Origin of the sequence: Streptomyces sp. NPDC102467 (genome assembly GCF_044765445.1) — a bacterium.
Classification (GTDB): domain Bacteria; phylum Actinomycetota; class Actinomycetes; order Streptomycetales; family Streptomycetaceae; genus Streptomyces.
The window spans coordinates 1-17,452 of record NZ_JBIWKA010000042.1 but is presented as its reverse complement, the minus strand read 5'-3'; the positions used below and the strand labels follow the sequence as shown (position 1 = coordinate 17,452).

The following is a 17,452-nucleotide window of genomic DNA, read 5'->3' as shown; positions in this document are numbered from 1 at the left end:
AAGCTGCCCGAGCCCGCGGTCGTCGACAAGCCCATCGTCACCAACTGGTCGACCAACAGCGCCGAGACCGTGCCCGTCATCGCCTGACCGACAACCCGGCGACATCGTCCGTCAGGTCATCATCCGAGCCCAACTCGGCGGTGGCGGCCGCGTAGGCGAGCTGCAGGGCCAGGTCCTGCTGTTGCCGGGTGAACCGGCGCCAGGCCTCCCGGCCGTTCACCACGAGGGCCACCGCGATGATCAGGCTGCCCCCCATGCAGGAGGTGACTGAGGCTCGTTACGTGGATGATGGGGTAGGCGGCTGTTGCGGGGGCGCCGCCACCAACCCGACGCCACGCGGGGGAGCCCGCGACGACAGTCCACCTGCAGCTGATCCGGTAACGCCACGACCAGTAAGGAGCCTTGCCATGTCCGCCGGGCCATTCGAGGTCACCATCACCGAAGCCGAGATCGCGGATCTACGTGAACGATTGCGACGGACACGGTGGCCCGAGCGCGAGCCGGTGGACGACTGGTCCCAGGGTCTGCCGCTGGCGTATGCGCAGGAGCTGTGCCGCAGCTGGGCCGAGGACTACGACTTCGGGTTCGCCGAGCGCCTAAACGTGTACCCGCAGTACCGGGACACGATCGACGGGCTGGGCATCCACTTCCTGCACGTCCGCTCGCCGGAGCCGGAAGCGTTCCCGCTCGTGCTCACGCACGGGTGGCCGGGTTCGGTGCTCGAGTTCCTGGAGATCCTCGGCCCGCTCACCGACCCACGCGCGCACGGCGGTGACCCGGCGGACGCGTTCCACGTGGTCGCGCCGTCGTTGCCCGGGTACGGCTGGAGTGACAAGCCATCGACGACCGGGTGGGGCATCACGCGCACCGCGCGCGCCTGGGACACGTTGATGGTCTCGCTGGGCTACGAACGGTACGGCGCGCAGGGCGGTGACTGGGGTTCAGCGGTGTCCGCGGCACTTGGCGAGCTGGCGCCCGAGCGGGTCGCCGGCGTGCACCTGAACCTCGGATCCGTGGCGGCGGGCACGTTCGACGACCCGACGCCCGCGGAGCTGACGAACCTCGAAGCCGAGAAGGAGATGCAGCGCACCGGCCGGGGATACTCGGCGATCCAGGCCACCCGGCCGCAGACGCTCGGCTACGGCCTCACCGACTCCCCGGCAGGGCAGGCCGCCTGGATCGCCGAGAAGTTCTGGGCGTGGACGGACAACGACGGCCATCCCGAGGACGCGTTGTCGCGGCAGACGATCCTCGACGAGATCTCGGTCTATTGGTTCACCGCGTCGGCCACCTCGTCGGCGCGCCTGTACTGGGAGAGCTTCGCCAACTTCCGGGACAAGGTGACCGCGCCATCCGGGCTGTCGGTCTACCCGCGCGACATCACCCGCCCATCGAGGCGAGAGGCCGAACTGCGGTTCACCGACCTGCGCTGGTTCGAAGAGCTGCCCCATGGTGGCCACTTCGCCGCGCTGGAGCAGCCGGAGTCGCTGGTCGAGCAGGTACGCGGGTTCTTCCGCCTGTTCCGCTGACTGTCCGTGCCATCCCTGGGACCCGAGCCCATTGGATGATTCTTGTCCTCCCTCGGGTTACCGGCACACCTGAAACCCCGTCAACCTGCTCCGGTCAGTTGCCCAGCACCTCCCGCTGCGCGCACGAGAGTCGGCGACTGCCTCGAGCCGGCCTGCGGGATCCGGCGAGTGCCATTCGGTCGGCCGGCGACGATACCGAGCAGCAGATCCTTCCCGTACAGGCCTGGTGTGTTGCGAAAATGACTGCGGACGGTGTGCTCGGCCACGGCTCGTCGGGCTTCAGGTCCGGTCGGCCCCGCAGGTGCACCCAGCCTCAGCCAATCCCCGGCGGCACGCTGCTGCACCCAGACCGGACCAGGGTGGCCACGCCGAGCCCGACCCCGATGACTTTCAGCAGGGTCAGGGAGGAGCTGGCCAGCACGGCCATGGTGGTGGCGAAGACCAGACCTGCCGCGCTCACCAGGCGGCCGGTGCGCTGCACGCCAGCCCCCACGGCCGCCTTCGTGTCGCCGGTTGCCGCGTAGGCCTCGCAGGTTTGCGACAGCAGGAAGACATTGAAGGCAGGCTCGCGCTTCGGGTGGGTGAGGGCGGCGGGGCCGAAGGACAGTCCGCGGCGACAAGAACTCCTCACACTTCCTCAAGATCGCCCTGAACTGTGCATGCCTATGCTTCCCTTCGCAGGGTCATGGCATCGGCCTTGGCACGAACAGAACGGGGAACGTGCGATGAGCAAGGTACGCAGCAGAGTTGTCGCGCTGGTCACGGCGGTGGCGGCGCTCTCGGGGGCTGCCGTCACGATGGGGTCGGGGACCGCGAGCGCGTCGGACGCGGTGTTCGAGATCAGCGCGACGGCCGCTGACGGAAGCCGAACCATCAAGTACTACACCAACAGCAGCAGCCCCGCAGGGGTCGGCCAATGGCAGGCGAACGGCGACACTCTCATCGCCAAGGACCTCGCTGCGGACGGATTCGGCTTCGAGGCCCGCCTGAGCACGGGACGGGTCGCCTCGACCCGAGGGCTGAACTCGCCCGTCACCGTGAAGAAGACGGGGGACCTGCCGGAGGGCAACTGGTACACCCTGCAGCTGTGCCGGGTGAAGGGCACCAACTCCTACTGCTCCGGCGCGTACTCGGTCCACGCCTGAGGCTCTGACTCCCGCGTAGGGATGGCACGAGGAGGAGATCCCCCGTGCCATCCGGTGGCCGTCCCCCGGCATGCGGACGCCTGCATCTGAAGCGACCGCGGAGTCAAATGGTTCTGGAACACACGCAGCGCATGCGCCTTCTTCTCCTCGGCGAGGTAGTTGTCCGTCCACGGCCGTAGCCCGACCTGCCCGAACTCCCCGTTGGCCACGGCCTGGAGTGCACCCAGGCCGCGTCTTCAAGTGATCTTGAGTGGTGGATCATGGTTGGGTGATACGTCGTCATGAACTGTCCGATGCCGAGTGGGAGTTCGTCCGGTCGTTGCTGCCTGCCTCGTTGCGGGGACGCAAGCGGTTGGATGACCGGAAGGTCCTCAACGGGATCGTGTGGAAGTTCCGGACTGGTACGGCCTGGCGGGACGTGTCGGAGCGGTACGGACCATGGACCACACTGCACACCCGGTTTCGGCGGTGGGCCAAGGACGGCACCTTCGAGCGGATGCTGCGGGTCGCCCAGGCCAGGGCCGATGCGGTCGGCGACATCGACTGGCTGGTGTCCGTCGACTCCACGATCGTCCGCGCCCACCAACACGCCGCCGGGGCCTAAAAAAGGGGGCTCTCCAGCCCCTGTCTCGGATGCTCCCGGGGCGGCCTGACCAGCAAGATTCACCTCGTCTGCGATGCGCTCGGCCGCCCACTGGCCTTCACTCTTACCGGCGGCAACACCAACGAATGCACCCAGTTCACCGCCGTGATGGAGTCGGTCCGGGTGCCCCGCATCGGGCCGGGGCGGCCGCGGGTGTGCCCCGCCCACGTGCTGGGTGACAAGGGCTACAGCTCCCGCGCGATACGCACCTGGCTCCGGCAGCGCGGCATCGCCCACACCATTCCCGAGCGAGCCGACCAGGTCCGCAACCGGGCCCGTCGCGGCAGCCGGGGCGGACGCCCACCCCGCTAACCGCCGTGCGCGCCGGGCAGGTTGAGCTAACCGGGCCACGTGCGAGGTCGGACGAGACATGAGGGCTGGTGGACCCGCCCCTCGGGAGCACCTGCGCCGGCACCCTTCAACCAACCGCCAGGAACCGGCGGCTGCGGCGCCCGCGCCCCCAGACGGGAGTGAGCGGTGACCTGTGGCGGCAGGTCCTGGCCGCGCTCAACGACACCACCCTCGACAACGCCGACCCGAAACCATCGTGGCCCTCGGGGCCGCGCAACTCGCTATCCGCCGATCTCCCGAAGGTCAGAGCGCCACCGCCGAGGAGGTCATGGGCGTCGACCAAGGAACTCACGCCACCAGCACACCGCGACCGGGGTGAACCGACGGCAAGAACACCGGAAACCACATCGTCAGCCCCCGGCGACGTTAGCCTGCCCGCCCACACGCTCAACTGGCCAACTGAGCACTTCAGGATTTCGGCGGCAGGCTCTCAGGCCAGGATCCGCCGCATGTAATCATTCGCCGCGGCGAACTGCTCGGCCGTCATCGAGTCCCGTCCCGCGTGGTAGGTCTCGACGTCGGCCTGGACGGTCGCCGCCAGGCCGGTGCGGAACTGGTCGGCGTTCATGTCCTGGCAGTAGGTCGGAGTGCCGGGCTGCAGCCGCCAGGAGTCCTCAAGGGCGCCCGCGTCGACCGGGTCGAAGCCGATCTCCTCGACCAGCGCCATCACCTGCTGCTTGGAGTCGCCATCGGGGCCGGCGACCGTGAGGCCGAGACGCCGAGCGGCATCGTGGGTCGCCTTGTTCTTGAGGCTCGGAGCGACGATGTTGTTGAAGACCTTGTATACGGGGCGGCCGAGGCGGGCGGCGACCCAGGCGCTGTCAGCCATCCCCCGGTCCAACTCGTCGATGTTGCCGTCGCGGACCGGGTAGTAGTTGCCCGTGTCGATCACGACCGGCACGGACGCGAGCGCGGCGGTCATGTCCTCGGGGAACGCCCCGACGGCCTTCACCGGGACGCTCAGGATCGCGATGTCCACGCCCGTGACGGCATCCACAGCCCACATCGGCCGGATCGCGTCGTCACTGTCGAACTCGGTCACGGTCTCCGGCCCGCGGGAGTTGGCGATCCGGACGTGGTGCCCGACCGCCGCGAGCTTCCTGGCGAGCGTACCCCCGATGAACCCCGCTCCGATGATGCCGATCTCCATGTCACTCTCCTTGCGTTCCTGCGCGTCTGGGGGGCGTCAGTGGTGAGTCACCGGTCAGCGGCCTCGGGTCCCGAGCCCATCTGGTCCAGGACGAGCGCGAGCAGGCCCGGGAAGCGCCGGTCGATCTCCTCACGACGCAGCCAGTTGCGGTGTCTGGTGCCGTCAACCTCCTGCCGGATGAGCCCCGACTCCCGCAGCACACGCCAGTGCCTGGTCAGCGTCGACTTAGAGACGCCGAAGTCCGAGGTGCTGCACGGCCCACCCGGCGTGGTGGCGATGTGTCGCACGAGCGCTCGCCGGACCGGGTCGGTCAGCGCCGACATGACCTCGTAGAGGTCGATCTCCTCCTCGTCCGGGATCGTGAGCGGCCGAGCCAGCCGACTAGCCATGACGAACCTCCTATGTACCGGACTCAGCGTACATGAATGTACCGCTTCGTGCGTACATGAGTTTAGGGGGGTGCCCGAGCGACCACGCCAGCCGCTCTCCCGCCCCTGCAGCGAGCGAGACGGGCGCCAGCGTGGCCAACTGCGATGCACAGAGTGGTCAACTGAGCCTCCGCCATCCTGAAGACACAGGTCAAAGGGCTGGTGTGACCGGTCCCCGGGGTACCCGTGCTGGTCGTGAGCGGGAGTCCACGGAGAAGATCATTCGTCAGCGGTTGGTTTCGAGGTTCGTCAGGACGAGCAAGGCGCGCAGGAGGCGGGTGGCGCGGGCGGGGTCGGTGCGGAGCTTGGTGAGGGCCCGCCAGTTCTTGAGGTCGGCGAAGCCGTGCTCGACCGGCGCCCGTCCGACGGCGAGGACACGGTTGGCTTCCTTCTGGCCGGGGGTGAGCTTGTGGGTACGAGTGGCGATGTAACCGGTGACGACCACGGGGTCGAGGATGTCGTTGTCCAGGCCGCGGAAGCCGAGGTCGGCCAATGCTCCGAGGCCGGCGGCGCGCAGGTGGGCCAGAATGTGATCGTGGCGGGCGGCGGTGTTGTCGTGTGTGCGGCCGGGCCGGGCGGCGGATATCCCGATCAGGCGGCCGTTCTCGTCGGTTAGGGCGAGGAAGTGCAGGCCGTGGTTGCGGTGCTTGCCGGAGTAGTTCCGCCGGTCGGCCTTGCCGGTGCGGAGCTGGGTGCGGATGAGGGTGCCGTCGATCAGGACCACCTCCCCTCCTTGCTTGGCGACCTTCTTCAGGGCGCGGTCCAGGCGGGGTGCCTGGGCGGCGAGCAGTCCGATCAGTTCGTCGCGCCAGCGGCGGACGGTGGACTCGGACACGCTGTTGCCGCCGGCCATGTCGGCCAGGCGCTGGTCGTGGCGCAGTACAAGCAGGACGATCACCGCGGTCTTCCCCGGCGGCAGAATCCGCCACCTTGATCGAATCGCCTTCAGATGACGCCGCAGCAGGTCGGCGAGGTAGTTGACGGTGCTCGTGGACAGCGGCAGGCGGCACTGGTAGACAGGCGGGCAAGTGTCCTCGGCGCGCTGTTCGGTATTCGTCACACAATTCCAACGGCCTCCGGGGGCACCCCGGTTACGCCCATACCGCGCTGCTCCGAGTGGCCGCTCCCGGTCACAGGCGGGTGGTGAACCGGCCGTCGGGCAGTTTGCGCAGCCAGCCCCGATCGACGAGTTTGATCCGCTTGCTGCGTAGCGGTTCGAGCTTGGCCTTCACGCTGACGTCCACCCCCACCACCTCGCCGACTTCACGGGCCATGACCGGTCCGGCGGCCTGCCGCACGGCGGCGATGATGCGCTGGTAGTCCGACGGGAGCATGCTTTCGTCCGCGCCCGGCTCGCGGTGCGGGATCAGCATCACCGCTCGGTCGCCCACCTGCCCGGGAATCGGCCGGGCTGAAGAGCGTTCCTCGGCGAGCTGCTCGCTCACCCTCTCAAATACACGTTCGGCGACGGCGAGCTCGTCCCGCTCAGCCCGCACCGCATCCAGCTGCTTGGCCAGGTGTTCTTCGAGTTCGTCCAGTTCCGCACGGCGCGTAGTGATCCGTTCCAGCAGTTCGGGATCCAGCATGCACATACGAAGCCATCCGTGCCTGATTCACCGTTCACACCGACGCTAGAAGGCAGTTCAGGCACCATTTGGTAGGTGACAACCGATGCCTTCCTCGCCGACTGCCGCGCCCGCCTCGCCTTCGACCTGCTCTCCAACACCTGGAACGCCGTGGTGCTCTGGGCCCTGCGCGAAGGACCCAGGCGACCGGCCGAACTGCGGGAGCGGATCGGAGGCATCAGTTCCAAGGTCCTCACCGAGACCCTGCGACGGCTGCAGTTCAACGGGCTGGTCGACCGGCGGGCCCACCCCGACGCACCGTCAGGAGGCTCGTATCAACTCACCGCTTTGCGAGAGACCTTGCTCGCGCCCATCGACGCGGTCGGCGCATCGGCCTTTGAGTACGGCGACGAGGTGATGGCCGCCCAGGCATCGGGCGCTGTACAGCGGACGAGCGGCACACGTCGCCCTGGCTCACCTTCTGTGCCGTGATATTGCGTCGAACGGGCATCGGGCCACCAGCGCCAGGCGCCCTCCCAACAGCTGCCCGGGCTCCGCTCAATGTGCCCGGATCCAGTAGGTGGCCACCGCCTAGGCCCGAGCCGGTCACGCCTGGGCCCGCTGCCGCATCTTTGCCGGGATCAGGTGGTCACCAGGAGCCGCCGCCTCCGCCGCCACTGCCTCCGCCGACACCTCCGCTGCTGCCGCTGCTGAATCCCGCTCCGCTGCCGCCACCGCTGCTGTTGCTGCTGGAGGAGGGCGGCGGAACGCTGGACGTCGCGGACGCGGTGATCAGCCCCAGCGCGAAGCCGGGGAAGAATCCCGAGGTGAGGGTCGAGCGGTGTCGGGGTGCAGCCGTCGAGTCGGCCACCGCCCTGTCCCACGCGTGCGCCGCATCCAGTGCCACCGCCCACGCGGTGTACAACTCCAGCCGTTCTGCGTCCAGGGGCTCATCCCCGGACAGGGCGGATGGGTCGGCGAGGTAGCGCTGGAACGCCTGCGTCCGCAGCCGCAGGTCGGTACCGCGCGGACTGCGCCTGTGCAGTTCCCAGGAGCGCAGCCACAGCGCCAGGCCGACGCCCACAGCGAGCAGACCCAGCAGCAGAACGGTCCGGCCGGACGCATGCCGGCCACCGCCGAGCCAGGCGCCGACGGCTGTCGTGACGAACCCGAGCAGGGTGGCGGCGATACCGACGGGGCGTCCGAGGCGGGCACGGTTCGCGGCCGCCTCGTCCCACAGATCGCTGGTTTCCTGCCAGACCGCCAGCTCGCGGTGAAGGAACTGCCAGCCCGCCCTGAACTGGGCATCGCGCGGGCCCAGAGTGACCCAGTCACGCCCCGCGAAGATCGTGTCGAGGACCGAACGGGCAATCGAAGCGTCCACCGAGCCCGCCGGATCGTCCGGTGCGTCGGCCGTCTCGCGCCGCCTGAGGGTGGGATTCTGCGCCGTCCCTCCGACAGTGATGCGCCCCTCGATCGTCATGCTCAGGAGCCAGGCCACCTGGTGGTGACTCTCCACGCGTTCGGCGAGCAGGATTCCGCCCTGCGCCGGGGACAGACCCTCCGGGGGCACCGCAGCCGAAGGGGGCGGGGCGGCGGAGCGGCGGGCGAGGCCGCGCCGTATCCGGCCGGGCGGACCGCCGGGCCCTTCTTGGGCGGTGCGGTCGCGGCCCAGCAGGCGCAGCAGCCCGACCGCCGCGCCGGCGCACAGTGCCGTGAGACAGGACGCGAACAGGGCCACGCGCAGCGGGCTTTCCACCGTCGTGCCGACGGCCTTGGCGCCGGAGGGCGGCGCGGGCAGTGTCTGCGGCACCCCAGTCGGTTTTTGCCCGCCGGAGGCGTAGAGGGTGACGCCTTCGTGACCGTGGAGCCTGTCAAGGGTGACGTCGAGTCGGCCGGGCCCGTCCGGGCGGGCGGTGCAGGGATTCACGGAGCCGTCCGTGCCCTGTACGCAGCGCGCGCCGATCAGTTGGTAAGGGGCCACGACGTGGATCTGCACGTCGGAGCGGTCGACCTGCCATCCGGTGCCCACCGCGTTCCAGGCGATCTTGCCCTTCTGCACCACGTCACTGAGCGTGTACTGGATGCGGTACCGGTGCACGCCGGTCACGGAGTCATCGGGATCCCCCACCTTGATCCGGGTGGCGATCTCCCGCTGCCCGTCCGGCTTCTCGTAACGGTCGCCGACGTCCAGTTCCCACGGCATGCGGACGCCGTCCATGGTGACGCTCACCTCGGCGCTGTCCGCGTCGTAGGGCAGGTCCGGCAGGTCACGGTAGATGCCGTGCCTGGTGGTGTGAGGGGCCCCGAAGTCGTAGTCGATGACCTCGGTGACGCGCATGCCGCCGTCGGCGGCTATCTCGGCGCCCACCCACAGCGTGTTGACGCGCTCCACATTCCCTCGGAAGAGGGCGACGACACCGCCGAGCAGCAGGACGGCGAAGAAGATCGCGACCCAGGCGCCCCGTCTGCGTCTGGCGGTCTGGCGCACTCCAGCCAGCGGTCTCTTGTCCTTCGCAGCACTCAAGGCGATACCCCCACGTCAGGGAGGCCCCCAGCCTCCGCGGAGATCGGATACCGGGACAGGCCACCGAGCCTGGCGTCGGAGCCATGCGGCCCGCGGTGCCCAGCCGGCCCCCTCCCGCTCCACCGGCCAGCGTGGCGTGGCGCTCAGGACTCCCGGCTCGGTTCGCGTCGGGGAGGCGGTGGGCCACCAAGGCATCACTGCTCAGAAACCGGGCACCGGGGGCGGCCCTTCGCTGGAGGACCGCCCCATCGTCGATCACCCGGGAAACGGGGAACCTGCCTCGTGCAGCACAACAATTCCGTCCGGGCACGCCCGTCACCGCACCGAATCCAGTGACGTGCGGCTTCCCCAACGCGCCCTTCGGCAACGTCGCGGCCGCCGCCGGCGAAGGCCCGGCGACGACGGCGGGTCGTGCACGTCAGGCGTAGTGGTGGATGGTGCCGTGCAGTGCGGGGTCCGTGCCGTCGCAGCGCAGCGTGAAGGTGGCGGCGAATGCCTTGATGGCGCCGTCGCCGTCCCGCGTCAGCTGGGAGAAGGACAGGTCGCCGGTGACGGTGCGGACGCAGCCGTAGGCGGACACGTTGATGACGACGCCCGCGACGTCCTCACTGCTGGAGAACGCGATGGGATAGGTGCGGCCTGCCTCGAACCGCTCGCCCGTCGGCGGTTCCAGCGACATCTCCCAGTACTCGCGCTGGCCCGACACCATGTACTGGACGCCATCGGCGGACGGGGTGAGCGCGAACGTGCTGCTGCCACCGGTATGGGTGCTGGACGCGGCGATCGCGTGCTGCGCGAAGGTACTGCCCGCATCCGCGCTATAGGAATAACTCAGCGGCAGAGCCTGGTACTTGAAGGAGCCCCTCAGCGCTGGCGCAGTCGCGCTCCCGCATCGATGGGTGTAGCTGGCATCGAGAACGGTGACCGCGCCCGAGGTGTCCGTCTCTATCTGGTTGATCGTGAACTGGCCGTAGGGGGCCTCACACCCGCGGCTCTCATTGAACACGGTGATGCCCGGGGCGTGACCGGTCCGGATCGCCGCCCCCTCCGCCCTGGTGTAGACCCCCGGGGTGAGTTTCTGGCCGCGCGGCGCGGCGAACTCCACCTGCCAGAACGAGGTATCGCTGGGGCTGACGCTGATCCGTACGTACTCGGCGGTGCCGGAAACGGTGAAACTCGCCGTCTTGGGTGTGTAGGCCAGACTGCTTCCCTGACCTACCGGATCGCCTGCCTCACTGGTCTGCGTCCACCTCGTCACGGTCACCGGTGCCGCGGCCGAGACAGTGCCCGCCTGCGCCGCAGCCCTGGTCGACGCCGTTCTCTGGGACGACTTCGTGACCGTTGCCGCGCCCGCGCCCGCCGCACCGGACGCGGCCGACGCACCGGTACCGCCGTAGGCGGTGGATCCGAGCACGACCGTCAAACTCGCCAGCGCGCCGATGAGAGCGCGACGCCACCCTGTGCGTGTGCACACGAAGGCCCCCTTTGTGAATGCGGCACCCCCACCGGGCACCCCCTGCACAGTTCTAACATCATTGCTGGTGAGCGGAGTTGCCGTTGAGACACGGTTCCACAGTGTCGACCCGGCCGGAAGGGGCGGAGGCGAGGGGCGCGGGCTGGAGGTGGGACGGCGGGGCGGGGCCGGGAGGTGGCGGGTGGTAGGGCGCGCCGACCGGGGTCGCGGCGGGGGCTGGCGGCGGCCCGCGGTGAATGGAAGGCTCGCCCGCGAGCGCGTGCACGTACCCGAGCAGGTGACCTGGACGGCGCTTCGCGCGCTCCTCCTCCGGTCTGTGCCGGGAAACCGTGCAACCCGCTTGGGAATGGCCTTGAGTCTCCAGTGACTGGAGACAGCAGAGTGGGGGACATGGACGTTACGACCCTCTACTCGATCGGGGAGCTTTCCCGGCGTACCGGCTTGTCTGTGAGGACCATCCGGTTCTACTCCGATTCGGGGGTGGTAGCGCCGACCACTCGTGGTCCCGCCGGCTGCCGGCTCTACGACCAAGACGCACTGCTTCGTCTGGAACTCCTGCGCACCCTGCGCGAGCTGGGCATGGACCTGGCCACGATTCAACGGGTACTGGACCGCGAGCTCTCGGTGGCGGAAGTCGCCGCAGCGCACGCCGACGCCATGGACGTCCAGATCCGGGTGCTGCAACTGCGTCGGAGTGTTCTGCGAGTCGTGGCCAGACGCGGCTCCAGTCCCGAGGAGATCCCACTCATGCACAGGCTCACACAGTTGTCCGGCGAGGAACGCCGACGTTTGATCGACGATTTCGTGGATGGCACCTTCGGCACGGGGGATGCCGACCCGACCGCGGTGGCCATGGTTCGCGCTGCCACCCCCGAGCTGCCCGATGATCCGACCAGCGAGCAGGTCGCCGCGTGGGTGGAGCTCGCCGAGCTGGTCGGTAACGAGGATTTCCGTGCCCGGATGCGCCGGACAGCCCTACGCCAGGCCGCCGGGCGCCCACTCGACATCGAATGCCAAGCCGGCGAAGAACTGATGGAACTCACCCGCCACAAGGTGGCCGAGGCCGAGGCCGTGGACTCGGGCATCGACCCGCTCAGCGACAGGGGCGCACCTGTCATCGACGACCTCGTGCACCGCTTCGCCGAGGTGCTCGCGCGCACCCCTGACACGGAATTCCGGGACTGGATGGCCCAGCAGTTCGAAGAGGCCCACGATCCCCGGGTAGACCGGTACTGGCGGCTGGCCTCGTTCGCCGGCCTGTAATGATGCACCACGTTCGCCCACTCAAGCAGCCACGTCGGCACCACGGGGGCCCCGCTTGACGTTTGCGAAGTCAGTGCAGGACCTTGCTCTTGGCGCGCTGGAACTCCTCCTCCGAGATGTCGCCCTGTTCCCTGAGCCGGGACAGCTTCGTCAGCTCCTCGGCCGGAGTGGCCTGAGGCGTGTCGGCTGCCGCGGTCCGGCGTACGTATGCGTCGAAAGCCTTCTGGCGAGCCTCCGCCGCGTTCGCCTCGCGGTGTCCCATGCCGCGGCCCCGGACGAGGACGTAGACGAAGACTGCGAGGAAGGGCAGCACGATCAGGAAGATGATCCAGCTCGCCTTGACCCATCCGTTCAGCTCGTCGTCGCGGAAGAGATCACCGATGAGGCGAAAAAGCAGGAAGAACCAAAGGATCCACAAGAAGATCAGAAACGTGGTCCAGAAGACGCCAAGGAGCGGGTAGTCGTAGGCGAGGGTGACGGAACTGCTCACAGTGCTGCACTCCTTCCTCGCACCGACCGCAGCGCGGGTTCACGCGGGCGGCAGACGGTCGGTGTACGGATCGTTTGGGACTGCGGCTCCTGCAGCAGCCCTACATCATTGAGCGACGCATCGGTCGGCACGGCATCACCCGCGGGAGGTGAGTTGTGACGGTACGAGCGAGGGCGACGCGTGTGACGAGACCGTCAGAGAGCCGACGTGACCCGGGTTCGACGTGGGGTTCGTGCAGGGCCGCTTCGCACGAGCGAGTGCCATGCAGTGGAGGGCGCGGACACGTTCTCGCCCACCAACACGGCGAGCCAAGACGGGGAAAACGCTGGGGGAGGGGCAGAGCACGTCCGGGACCGTCTCCTACTGGAGCAGGCTCGCCTCCGGCCCGCGCGGCAGGTCGACATGCGGTAGCACCTCTACATCGGGAGCACGGGGCATCCAGCCCCAGCCCCAGGCGCATTGGGCCAGCCCAACTGGGCCCAGCGGACCCAGACCGATGGCCTCGCGGGCGCCCATCGTCCAGGCACGTGCGGGGCCCAGAGCAGAGATCCCTTCGTGCTCGTGGCGGACGGCACCCACCATGCTTAGCCTCGGTGTGAATAATCGGTGGGTAGAACACGGGGCCGGGGCATCGTGTTTCTGTCGATGCCCCCGGCTTCAACTCACCCCTGACATCGCCGACGTGTTGGACACCAATGACCGTCGCCGAGGGCGTGTACGTTCCCGTGGACCAGGTTTCCGAAGCAACCGGAACCGCCCTGTTCCTGAGCGAGACCAAGTATGCCGAGCGCGGCAAGCAGGTCGAGATCACCGGCCTGGACCCGCCGACGCGGCTTCCACAAGAGGCTCAGCGGAGAACTCACTGCCGTTCACTGAGCGGCGGGCGCCACCGCCGCGCTCTGTCGTCGGCACGGCGCTGCCCCACCGTCGTCAGCGCCAGGAAGGCTCCCATCACCAGTACCACGGGGACGGTGCTGGTGTGCCGAGCACCCCGATCAGCGGCGAAGCGACCCTTCGGCCTACGAGGGGTTTTCGTGCTCTTCCAGTGCGCTGATGGCCGTGGCGGTGAGGCTGTTGGCGATGTGGTCGTACATGAGCTGGGCGGCCTGGTCCGCCTGGCCATCCACGACGAGGTCGACCAGGCGGTGGTGTTCCTCGAGGTCGCGGGTGCGCGGCTCGTCGCCGGGCGGTAGATCGAGACCGAGACGGCGGTAGCGGTCGGACTTGTCCCACAGGTCGTCCAGCATCTTGATGAGGACGTCGTTGCGGGAGGCCCGGTAGAGGGTCTGGTGAAAGACGCGGTGCGCGGCCAGCGCCCCTTCGCCCCACCGGCGCGTGACGGGCAGCAGCTGGTCCACGGCCGCCCGCATGGCAGTGATGTCGCTCTCGGTGCGCCGCTTGGCCGCGAGCCCGGCCGCCGTCGGGTCGAGCGACAGGCGGACTTCGAAGAGCTGGCGGGCCTCGTCGGCGGTCATGGTCGAGACTCGCACGTCGCGGTGGGTCTCCACGGTGAGCAGGCCCTCGCTGCTCAGGCGCCGGATGGCCTCCCGCAGCGGGGTGATGCTCATGTTCAGCGATTCGGCGAGCTCGTACTGCGCCAGGCGGGAGCCGGCAGCAAGGCCGCCGGTGAGGATCCTCTCGCGCAGTTCCGCGTAGGCGAGATCGCTCTTGCTGAGGAACATGTTCTGGCTCGCCATGGCCGCGTGACCGTTCCCTTTCCCCGAGGTCGCCACCCCTTGACAGCTCCCGGTGGCACCGCTCACTCTAACAGCCGTCACATCTTATAAGTTACGAGAAAGGCCGTCACCGTGAAGATCACCAACGTCTACGAGGGCGTCGTCCCGATCAGCTCCTCGATCCGCAACGCCTGGATCGACTTCTCCTCCATGGACTGCTCGATCGTCGCGATCGAGAGCGACGTCGTCCGTGACGGCAAGCCGGTGGTCGGCTACGGCTTCAACTCCAACGGCCGCTACAGCGCCGGCGAGATCCTGCGCCGCCGCGTCCTGCCCCGCCTGACCGCCGCCGAGCCCGGCAGCCTGCTGAACGAGGCCGGCGAACTGGACCCCGCCAAGGCGTGGGACGTGATGATGCGCAACGAGAAGCCCGGCGGCCACGGCGAGCGGTCGGTCGCCGTCGGCGTCGTCGACATGGCGCTCTTCGACCTCGCATCGAAGATCGCCGGACAGCCGCTCTACCGCTACCTGTCCGCGCGCCACGGCGACGGCACCCCCGACGACTCGGTGTTCGTCTACGCCGCCGGCGGCTACTACGCCCCCGGCAAGACCCTGGCCGACCTGCAGAACGAGATGAAGGCCTTCCTCGACCAGGGCTACGACGTCGTCAAGATGAAGATCGGCGGCGCCGACCTCGCCGAGGACCTGCGCCGCATCGAGGCCGTCCTCGAGATCCTGGACGGCGACGGCTCCCGCCTGGCCGTCGACGTCAACGGCCGCTTCGACCTGGCCACCGCCCTCGAGTACGGCAAGGCCATCGAGCCGTACGGCCTGTTCTGGTACGAGGAGATCGGCGACCCTCTCGACTACCACCTCAACGCCACCGTCGCCGAGCACTACAGCGGTTCGATCGCGACCGGCGAGAACCTCTTCTCGCTGCAGGACGCCCGCAACCTGATCCGCTACGGCGGCATGCGCCCGGACCGCGACACCCTGCAGTTCGACCCCGCGCTGTCCTACGGTCTGACCGAGTACCTGCGCATCCAGGACATGCTGAAGCAGCACGGCTGGTCCTCGCGCCGCTGTATCCCGCACGGCGGCCACCAGTTCTCCCTGCACATCGCGGCCGCCCTCAAGCTCGGCGGCAACGAGTCCTACCCCGGCGAGTTCCAGCCCACCGGCGGCTTTGCCGACGACGCCGTCGTGGAGAAGAGCCGGGTGGGCCTCACCGACATCCCCGGCATCGGCTTCGAGGGCAAGGCCGCCTTCTACAAGGTGCTGCGCGCCCTGCACAGCTGAACCTCACCGCACCGCGACCACGCGCCCGCTGCAGGGCCGGCGCGGTCGCGCCGGCGCAGCTCCATCCACGCGCCACGTACGACACCGGGGACCCCGAGCCGCAGTACGCAGTCCCCGGCACCCCCACGGGACAGGGCTACACACGATCGTCGTGCAAGGGAGCACCAACGATGACATCCACTACCGCCACCGACCGCCCGCCCCGGTCGAGGCTGGGCCGCCTGCTGCGTGAACTGTGGTTCCAGGTCGTCCTGGCCGCCGTCCTCGGCATCGCCGTGGGACTGGTCGCGCCCGGGTTCGGCGAGGAACTCAAGCCGCTGAACGACTGGTTCATCGCGCTGGTCAAGATGATCGTGATCCCGGTCGTCTTCTGCGTGGTCACCACCGGCATCGCCTCCATGGACAACCTGCGCAAGGCCGGCCGCATCGGCGTAAAGGCGATCGGCTACTTCCTGGTGCTGTCGCTGGTCTCCATGCTGATCGGCCTGCTGGTCGCCAACGTCTTCCACCCCGGCACCGGCCTGCACGTCGACCCCGCCACCCTGCGCGCCGAGGACGTCCCGGAAACCGCCACCGAGCACGCCACGTTCACCGGCTTCATCTCCTCCCTCATTCCCAGCTCTCTGCTGGGTGCGATCACCGGCGACGCGATCCTGGCCGCGCTGATGGTCTCTATCGTCTTCGGCGTCGCCCTGAACATGGCCGGCGAGGACGGCGCCCCGCTGACCCGCGGCATCAAGGCCCTCTCCGACGTGGTGTTCCGCATCGTCGGCTGGGTGATGCGCCTGGCACCGCTGGGCACCTTCGGTGCCCTGGCCATGGTGGTGGCCACCTACGGCGCCGAGAGCCTCAAGCAACTCGCCTACCTGATCATCCTGTTCACCGTGACGTGCATCGTCTACGTGCTGGTCGTCCTCGGCGCCATCATGCGCGCCTGTCACCTGAGCCTGTTCGCCCTGATGCGCTTCCTCAAGGCCGAACTGCTCGTCGCACTGAGCACCTGTTCCAGCGAGGCCGTCCTGCCGCAGCTGGTACGCAAGCTGGAGACCCTTGGCATCGGGCGCCCCGTGGTCGGCATCGTCATCCCCTCCGGGTTCTCCTTCAATCTGGACGGCTCCGCCGTCTACCTGACCATGGCCTCGCTGTTCCTGGCCCAGGCCATGGGCATCGACCTGTCCTGGCAGCAACAGCTCGTGATGGTCGGCATCATGATGCTCACCAGCAAGGGCACCGCGGGCATCGCCGGCGGCGCGTTCATCGTGCTCGCCAGCACCGTCACCGCGGTCGGCCACATCCCCCTGGCCGCCCTCTCCCTGATCGTCGGCATCGACCGCCTCCTCAACGAGGGCCGCGTCTTCATCAACGTCCTCGGCAACGCGGTGGCCACCATCGTGATCGGCAAATGGGAGGACGACTTCGACGCCGAACGCGCCCGCTCCGTACTCCACCCGGGCAAGAGCACGCCGCCTTCGCCCCCCACCCAACGCGACCAGGCCACGGTCGGCGCCGACAGCTGACCGCACCACCTCCCGCATCCGCCGGGTCTTCCCAAGCCCTGCGCCCCGCATGACATGACAAGGACAGACCCAATGAGCGCGCCCAGCGTCTCCTACTCGATCACCATCCGGCTCGACGTCCCTGCGAGCGGCAGCGCCGTCTCCCAGCTGACAGCCACCCTGGAGGCGCTCGGCGGTTCGGTGACCGCCCTGGACGTCATATCCTCCGACGCCGACCGCCTCGGCCTCGACGTCACCGTCGCGGCCAGCTCGACGTCCCACGCGGACGAGATCGTCACGGAGCTGCGGCGCATCGAGGGTGTGACGCTCGGGAAGGTCTCCGACCGTACGTTCCTCATGCACCTCGGCGGCAAGATCGAGATGCAGTCCAAGCACCCCATCCGCAACCGTGACGA

General features: G+C 68.7%; 18 protein-coding genes and 1 pseudogene. 9 read left to right on the top strand and 10 right to left on the bottom strand.

Features of this window, described 5'->3' with window-relative positions:
* Positions 1-76: 76 nt before the first annotated feature.
* The gene (locus ACIREE_RS41630) at positions 77-256 is read right to left on the bottom strand and encodes a hypothetical protein (RefSeq protein WP_404164665.1); all 180 of its coding nucleotides are present in this window, start codon (positions 254-256) and stop codon (positions 77-79) included.
* A 151-nt stretch (positions 257-407) separates the two neighbouring features.
* Here ACIREE_RS41630 and ACIREE_RS41625 point away from each other — a divergent pair, with 151 nt between their 5' ends.
* Positions 408-1,529, top strand: coding sequence for an epoxide hydrolase family protein (locus tag ACIREE_RS41625; RefSeq protein ID WP_404164663.1), 1,122 nt, complete (start codon positions 408-410; stop codon positions 1,527-1,529).
* A 313-nt stretch (positions 1,530-1,842) separates the two neighbouring features.
* Here ACIREE_RS41625 and ACIREE_RS41620 read toward each other — a convergent pair whose 3' ends face one another.
* Positions 1,843-2,160 (bottom strand): MMPL family transporter, encoded by a 318-nt coding sequence (locus ACIREE_RS41620; RefSeq protein WP_404164661.1) that lies wholly within the window; start codon positions 2,158-2,160, stop codon positions 1,843-1,845.
* A 94-nt stretch (positions 2,161-2,254) separates the two neighbouring features.
* Between ACIREE_RS41620 and ACIREE_RS41615 the strand changes: the two genes are divergently transcribed.
* The 3 genes from ACIREE_RS41615 to ACIREE_RS41605 all read left to right on the top strand — a co-directional run bounded on the left by ACIREE_RS41615 (position 2,255) and on the right by ACIREE_RS41605 (position 3,629).
* A complete protein-coding gene (locus tag ACIREE_RS41615; protein ID WP_404164659.1) occupies positions 2,255-2,674 on the top strand; it encodes a hypothetical protein in 420 nt (139 codons plus the stop codon).
* Positions 2,675-2,942: 268 nt separating this feature from the next.
* Positions 2,943-3,278 carry an IS5 family transposase gene (locus ACIREE_RS41610; RefSeq protein ID WP_404164657.1) on the top strand — a complete coding sequence of 112 codons (336 nt, stop codon included), beginning with the start codon at positions 2,943-2,945 and terminating at the stop codon, positions 3,276-3,278.
* Positions 3,279-3,323: 45 nt separating this feature from the next.
* Complete coding sequence (locus tag ACIREE_RS41605; RefSeq protein WP_404164667.1) at positions 3,324-3,629, top strand: transposase; 306 nt, start codon at positions 3,324-3,326, stop codon at positions 3,627-3,629.
* Between the two features lie 469 nt (positions 3,630-4,098).
* Here ACIREE_RS41605 and ACIREE_RS41600 read toward each other — a convergent pair whose 3' ends face one another.
* The 4 genes from ACIREE_RS41600 to ACIREE_RS41585 form a co-directional block, all read right to left on the bottom strand.
* Positions 4,099-4,818, bottom strand: coding sequence for an NADPH-dependent F420 reductase (locus ACIREE_RS41600; protein WP_404164656.1), 720 nt, complete (start codon positions 4,816-4,818; stop codon positions 4,099-4,101).
* 47 nt (positions 4,819-4,865) lie between these two features.
* Entirely contained in the window at positions 4,866-5,207 is a 342-nt protein-coding gene (locus ACIREE_RS41595) for an ArsR/SmtB family transcription factor (protein WP_404164654.1), read from the bottom strand.
* Between the two features lie 265 nt (positions 5,208-5,472).
* Positions 5,473-6,306, bottom strand: coding sequence for a transposase family protein (locus ACIREE_RS41590; RefSeq protein WP_404164652.1), 834 nt, complete (start codon positions 6,304-6,306; stop codon positions 5,473-5,475).
* Positions 6,307-6,376: 70 nt separating this feature from the next.
* Positions 6,377-6,832, bottom strand: a complete 456-nt coding sequence (locus tag ACIREE_RS41585) for a hypothetical protein (RefSeq protein WP_404164651.1) — start codon at positions 6,830-6,832, stop codon at positions 6,377-6,379.
* Positions 6,833-6,907: 75 nt separating this feature from the next.
* Here ACIREE_RS41585 and ACIREE_RS41580 point away from each other — a divergent pair, with 75 nt between their 5' ends.
* On the top strand, positions 6,908-7,303 hold the full coding sequence (locus ACIREE_RS41580) for a winged helix-turn-helix transcriptional regulator (protein WP_404164649.1): 396 nt from the start codon (positions 6,908-6,910) through the stop codon (positions 7,301-7,303).
* A 157-nt stretch (positions 7,304-7,460) separates the two neighbouring features.
* On the opposite strand, the gene ACIREE_RS41575 is transcribed toward ACIREE_RS41580, so the two are convergent.
* Together ACIREE_RS41575 and ACIREE_RS41570 are read right to left on the bottom strand one after the other, a co-directional pair.
* Positions 7,461-9,338 (bottom strand): DUF2207 domain-containing protein, encoded by a 1,878-nt coding sequence (locus tag ACIREE_RS41575; protein WP_404164647.1) that lies wholly within the window; start codon positions 9,336-9,338, stop codon positions 7,461-7,463.
* Between the two features lie 418 nt (positions 9,339-9,756).
* Positions 9,757-10,812 (bottom strand): hypothetical protein, encoded by a 1,056-nt coding sequence (locus ACIREE_RS41570; RefSeq protein WP_404164646.1) that lies wholly within the window; start codon positions 10,810-10,812, stop codon positions 9,757-9,759.
* A 390-nt stretch (positions 10,813-11,202) separates the two neighbouring features.
* On the opposite strand from ACIREE_RS41570, the gene ACIREE_RS41565 reads away from it, so the two are divergent.
* Positions 11,203-12,075, top strand: coding sequence for a MerR family transcriptional regulator (locus ACIREE_RS41565; RefSeq protein ID WP_404164644.1), 873 nt, complete (start codon positions 11,203-11,205; stop codon positions 12,073-12,075).
* A 70-nt stretch (positions 12,076-12,145) separates the two neighbouring features.
* Here ACIREE_RS41565 and ACIREE_RS41560 read toward each other — a convergent pair whose 3' ends face one another.
* Positions 12,146-12,565: an SHOCT domain-containing protein gene (locus ACIREE_RS41560; RefSeq protein ID WP_404164642.1), complete on the bottom strand. Its 420-nt coding sequence runs from the start codon at positions 12,563-12,565 to the stop codon at positions 12,146-12,148.
* A 1,019-nt stretch (positions 12,566-13,584) separates the two neighbouring features.
* Entirely contained in the window at positions 13,585-14,262 is a 678-nt protein-coding gene (locus ACIREE_RS41555) for a GntR family transcriptional regulator (protein WP_404164640.1), read from the bottom strand.
* Positions 14,263-14,373: 111 nt separating this feature from the next.
* Here ACIREE_RS41555 and ACIREE_RS41550 point away from each other — a divergent pair, with 111 nt between their 5' ends.
* From ACIREE_RS41550 to ACIREE_RS41540, 3 genes and pseudogenes are all read left to right on the top strand, one after another.
* Entirely contained in the window at positions 14,374-15,540 is a 1,167-nt protein-coding gene (locus tag ACIREE_RS41550) for a mandelate racemase/muconate lactonizing enzyme family protein (protein ID WP_404164638.1), read from the top strand.
* Positions 15,541-15,710: 170 nt separating this feature from the next.
* A complete protein-coding gene (locus ACIREE_RS41545; RefSeq protein ID WP_404164636.1) occupies positions 15,711-17,057 on the top strand; it encodes a cation:dicarboxylate symporter family transporter in 1,347 nt (448 codons plus the stop codon).
* A 72-nt stretch (positions 17,058-17,129) separates the two neighbouring features.
* Positions 17,130-17,452: pseudogene (locus ACIREE_RS41540) on the top strand (NAD-dependent malic enzyme); the annotation flags it as partial.